The 5388-nt window shown below is 37.5% G+C and carries 2 protein-coding genes; both read right to left on the bottom strand.

All coding sequences use genetic code 11. The annotated features are described in order from the left end of the window. Nucleotides 1-1939: Eco57I restriction-modification methylase domain-containing protein (locus ACP5SP_RS07285; RefSeq protein ID WP_428076372.1), on the bottom strand; the 1939-nt coding region annotated here is incomplete at its 3' end. Next, nucleotides 1932-5174, bottom strand: a complete 3243-nt coding sequence (locus ACP5SP_RS07280; RefSeq protein ID WP_428076371.1) for a helicase-related protein — start codon at nt 5172-5174, stop codon at nt 1932-1934. The genes ACP5SP_RS07280 and ACP5SP_RS07285, both read right to left, overlap by 8 nt. Nucleotides 5175-5388: the final 214 nt, after the last annotated feature.

Below are 5388 nucleotides of genomic sequence, written 5' to 3'. Positions count from 1 at the left end.
GTTCTTTAACTATTTCAACTCTCTTTAGATCTATTTCTGTTTTTGATGATTCGCTATTAACTAATTCGACTAAACTGTTACCCTGCATTACCTTATAATCAAGGTTAGGAAGTGGTTTAATGTTTTTTATATCCTCTTCGTCTACAATAAGTGAAAGCCACAGTCTTAGCTTAGCAATTTCCACTGCGCCTTGGTCTATGTCAACTCCGTAAAGGGAATTTTGGATACAGTCACGCTTATAGTTATAAGTATTTCTTCTAACCTCATCTCCTTGTTTATTTCTATAAGAATCTCCTAAACATTTTGTTTCTGAAAAGAATAATCTTGCTTTAATTATTTCCGTCATCATTCCAACAGGAAAAGCTCCAGAGCCAATTGCCGGGTCACAAACTTTAACATTAGACAAGCATTCGTCTATCTCTTTAGCATAGACCTTTAATTCAGTGAAATATTCGTGCTCCTTATAACGGTCTGAATTTTTGCCATCTTCTCTTCTCTGCTTTGCAGTTCTTAAATGCTCTACATACTCCTCTCCTCTCAAGATTAGAAACTCGATCGCCCCTTTACTAACTCTGTTTCCAAGTTCCGTTATTAGATAACTGATCAAACTCTGTTGGCACATATAGTGGACAATCTCACGTGGCGTATAATAAACACCGTATTGTTTGTTGAATTGACTTTCAGCACCCTTTTGTCCACTTTGCAATGCATTCTTGTATTCTTCATAGTTATCGGGACGGATGGCATTGAATTTCTCATACGCTTTCCCAAGCATCTCTGGGTCAATAGCAACTTCCTTTTCGAGCGGTTCATCCTCTTTGATAGTAAAGTTGTAGCGGTCAAATACATCCAAAATACCATTGCCTATATCGCCTTCTTTAGTTTTATTTGAATTTGAAAACAGTTCATTTGGCAAAAGAATATCAGTTATTTTCCAGTCGTAATTATTCATCGGATCAAATAGTCCGCCGTTTAAAAAAGGAATCTTGCATTTGAACATGCTAAAATAATGGTCGTCATAAGTTCGATCATTTCTTAGAGCTTCATAAAAAAGCGGCTCTAAAATATCGTTAAAAAAGTTATCGTATTTTGTGTGTTTGCCTTCGAAAAGTTCTCTTAAAAAATTCTTCGGCCCCGTTCCCCACAAGCCGTCTCTTTTTACTCCAAACCATCCCTTTTTCTGAAGGAAATAAAGAAATATAATCTGACCAAGAAGCTTTTTTGCAAAATCAACGGTATTGATGTCATTAGTATTAAACTCAGTTTTTATTCTCTCGTCTTTAGATGCAGTTTTATCCAGCTCTTCCTTGGTCCATAAGAAGAGGTCACGATACTTTTCGAAGAATTCTTTTGTAACCTTTTCAATATTGAAGGCCTCTTCCAGTTGTGCAAGATTTGGATTGTTGGCGTCGTCCATAAGCATTGGGATAAACCTACTTTGCGCAGTGTGGCTTTTCTCGTTTTTACCAACAAGGAATGACCACCTGTGAGAAGGGGTAAACTCCTCTTTGACTTTCATTTTGCCGTTTTTACCTTCCTCAAATCTATAGTCCATTTTCACAAGAGAAAATCTCCAGTCATCGTTGTTTGGAGAGACAAAAGCAACCAGTGCTGCATCTTTCAATTTATCACCACGGCTTCCATTCAAATACCAGGATATGAAATTCCTCTGCATAGTTCTTGCTCGCTCAATCGAAGTTTCCTTTTTCAGCTTTACGATAAGAATATCTATGTCATTTTCTCCGTCGGTATACTTTCCTATGCGCTCAAGCGTGTTTATGTATTGTTCATAAGCATCAGGAATGAAATTGCCTCTATAGATAAAGCGCTTTTCTTCGATAGAATTGAGCAAGTTCTTGATAAAATAAACAAACTGCGCTTCGTCAAAAGAATTCTCAAAAGTTTCTTTTATAATACGCTGAGCCTGTTGTTTATCCATTCTTATCTCCTTTCAGGAATAACGATAAAATAACCTCTCTTTTTCCACTCCGTGATATATTTCGCTCGGCATAATGGCTTTGGAGAAGCGCCTGTGGTATGTTGGTTTGAAGGGTTGCGAGTACTTTAAGCGGATTCATGATATCACGCTTAAGCTCATTCAAAGCCTTTAGCGTTTCTTTTGCTGTTTGTTTTGGTAATCCGCCTTCTTCGAGCTTTGTTATCACCGTTTTGAGATATGATTCCTGTTCTTCAGTAAATTGCTGCGTATTCTTAAGTGTCAATTTTAGAATTCTAAGTATGCTTGAGCTGCTATCTCTTCCTCCTCTATGAGTCGTGGCAACGATCTCTTCAGCTGTCGTAAACTTAAATGCCTTTTTGTTTTTATCAAGCAACTCATAATACTCCGTTCCCAATTTCTCTTTCGCCTCTTTGGGGGGGCTTTCAATCATTTTAGCTGCTGTCATAAAGTCAAGCTCTTGAGAATCTTGGGAATTGCTTGCTATGAAAAACTTTTGAGTCTTGCCATACCTAAAGTAAGTTATGAGAGAGTCATAGTTCTCTTTGTATTCTTTTGCGGTGCGAGCCTTTTTGGGTAAGCGCTTTATCTTTTCGAATAGCTCTGGATCTTTGTCGCGAATACTCCTTATTACCTGGAGATATTTCAGTTCACTTTCGTCAGTTCCGTCCTCGCCAGTAATGGTTTTCTTGGAAATTAAGCGATCAAACAATTCATGAGAACCAACAGGTTCGCCTTCGGTAAGAAGTGCTGCGTCGCCTCCGAGCAGTGTAAGAAACGCATTGATCTTTGATTCCGCTACTTCCTTTAGTTTAATTTCATCGTTTGATTGTCTGGTAGGGAAGAAATTGAATGTATAAATTTTGTCAAATTTCGTGTCAACACGATTAATACGCCCTACCCTTTGCATCATTCTCGTGGGGTTCCAAGGAATATCGTAATTTATAACAACATTAGACCGATGAAGGTTGACACCCTCCGACATAACTTCGGTTGATACTAAGATTCTAAATTCATCCTTCGGATGGCTGGCTCTGGCGTCAAAGTTTTCAATCACTTTATCTCGAACTACTTCTCCGGAACTCCCTGAAAAACAAAGCACCGATTCGCCAAGGCTTCGCCGCAATTGCTCTGATAGATATTCTGCGGTTTCTTTTGATTCAGTGAAAACGATCGGTTTATTCTTTTTTAAAATATTGTTTTGCTTAAGTTCAGATATAAATTTCAAAAGCTTTGGGTCCCTGTCAATTCTTTGCCAGAGGTTTTTAATCTGTACTAGAATCTCAAGATCGTTTTGCAAGTCAGTGCTGAAGCCACTACCAAAGTCATCATTTGAGTACCTATCAGCCTTGCCTTCATCTATAAGCTTCTGAATTGCTTCATCATCATCGCTTTCCAACAACTCGAAAATCTTGTTTGCATATTTTTTGCTTACATAGACATTTCCATTATTGAATTCCTTTATAAACATTTCATACGATTTAATAAATCTGTCTATGGAATTCCTGAAGGCAAAAAAGCTACTTTCCAATCTTTTTACCAACAAAATTTTCATAAACTTTCCCATGTTCCTCTGTGACATCTGCTCTGGCTGTGTTATTCCTTCCTTGAGATAAAGTAAAGGGGTATATCGAGAGTACTTGAATTTCTGCGTAATAAGTTCTATCGTGCTACTGAAAATCTTATCCTCCTCCTCGTTCAATTCATAGAAAAGGGGCTTCGGATTTTCAACTTCTGGGAATTTGAGTCCTTGTTCCTTTAGGTCAGACTCAAAGTACTTCACAATTTCTTCCCTGGTTCTTCTAACCATTAGATATTTTAAAACTTTTTCGCGAATTTCTTTTGCATTTTGCTTTACAATTCTTAGGTAGTCTTCATAATTCTCTTGCCTGTCGGTTTTCTTAAGTCTTTCGTATAAATTATTGAAGAATCTCTCCAGGTCTGGTAGATTTGGGATTGTGCTTTTCTTCGCATTTTGAAACAGTTTCATCTGACTCAAAATGTCCTTAGGGTAGTTGTTATAGGGTGTTGCAGTCACCAGGATCACTCTTTTCCCTCTGCAAATTTGTGCCATATTTTCATAAGTAATATTAGTTTCTGTTCTGAATCGGTGTGCTTCATCTATGATAATATTTTTGTACTTTTCAACACCTCTATCGATAATAGCTTCAAGCTTTCCAATTGATTCAAAATCAGAAGCGATTCTAAAATCCGAGAAAACATTCGGCCATGACCCAGTATTGTGCTTGTCCAATAGAACTGGTGGAGCAATTACAAGAGTCCTTCCATCAAGTTGTCCCGCTAGCATTGCTGCCACATACGTTTTCCCAAGGCCAACAACATCTGAAATGAAAACTCCTCCGTATTCCTCAAGGATTTTCTTTGCGTTTATGACTGCTTGTTCTTGATATTCAAGCTTCATAAAATTTTCGGGAAGATACTTAACAAATACCTCGTCTGTTATGTTCAGTTGGTCTCTGAAATATTCGTACAAGAACCTGAGATAAAGCTCATAAGGGGTAATGTTTTGATTGAGCCATGTTTTTTGCTCAACGGTCTGGATGTAATCTTCACTTACATCAACAGCAGATTGCCACAATTCTTCGAATTTTTTCTTGGCAAATTCGTAGTCAGCCTTGTTTTTCAGCTCTATGTTAAACTCAAGATTGTCCACTAAGCCAGCTTTCGTAAAATTGCTTGAACCGGTAATGACTCTACCAACATCTCTATCCCCTTCACTAAAAGTCATTATATATAGCTTCGCATGGATATCCCGGGACGGATATGCTCTTATTTCTAGCTTACCACTTCTTATCCATTCCTTGAATTTCTCTATCCCTTCTTCAACTTTCAAGTTATCTTCTGACTCATTCAGTTCTTCTGGGATTAATCCTTTAAACAATTCCTTTGTTTCCGCATGAGAGAATTGCAGTAATTGTTCATTCTCTTGGTCTGCAGCTCTTAATAAGTCATATATTTCCCTGCTTGTAGCTATTCCTATGAGAATTCTTATCTTTTCAGTATTTTCCAATGATTTATATATTAAATGAAACCCGCTTGTATAAAAATATCCGACAAGGCAATCAAAAAATCTTGTATCTTTAATCAGAACTTCGAATCTTTGTTTGAGACTCTCATTTTGTTCATTTGTGATGAAAGTTAAATCAGTATCATTCTTAGACAACTTTCCATTTAAGTTCTTGTCTGTTCCGTCCACCTTTTCCTCCACGCTTTGCAAACTCTTTTCATATTTTATAACTTGCAACGGAATTTGCAAGAAATTTTCAGAGAGAACTGAGAGTTTCAAAAAAAGTCAAAGGAGTGATTCTTCTTCGCAAAAGGTGCTCGTCAGAATCACAACGATGAGATTGCCGCGGAACGGATGCTCAGGACACATTAGAAGGCTTCTTGAAAGTTTCTCCTATGAAGAG

It is taken from the genome of Caldisericum sp. (assembly GCF_049967455.1).
GTDB lineage: Bacteria > Caldisericota > Caldisericia > Caldisericales > Caldisericaceae > Caldisericum > Caldisericum exile_A.
Note: the sequence above shows the minus strand (reverse complement) of the source record. Positions and strands in the feature narration are given on the sequence as shown.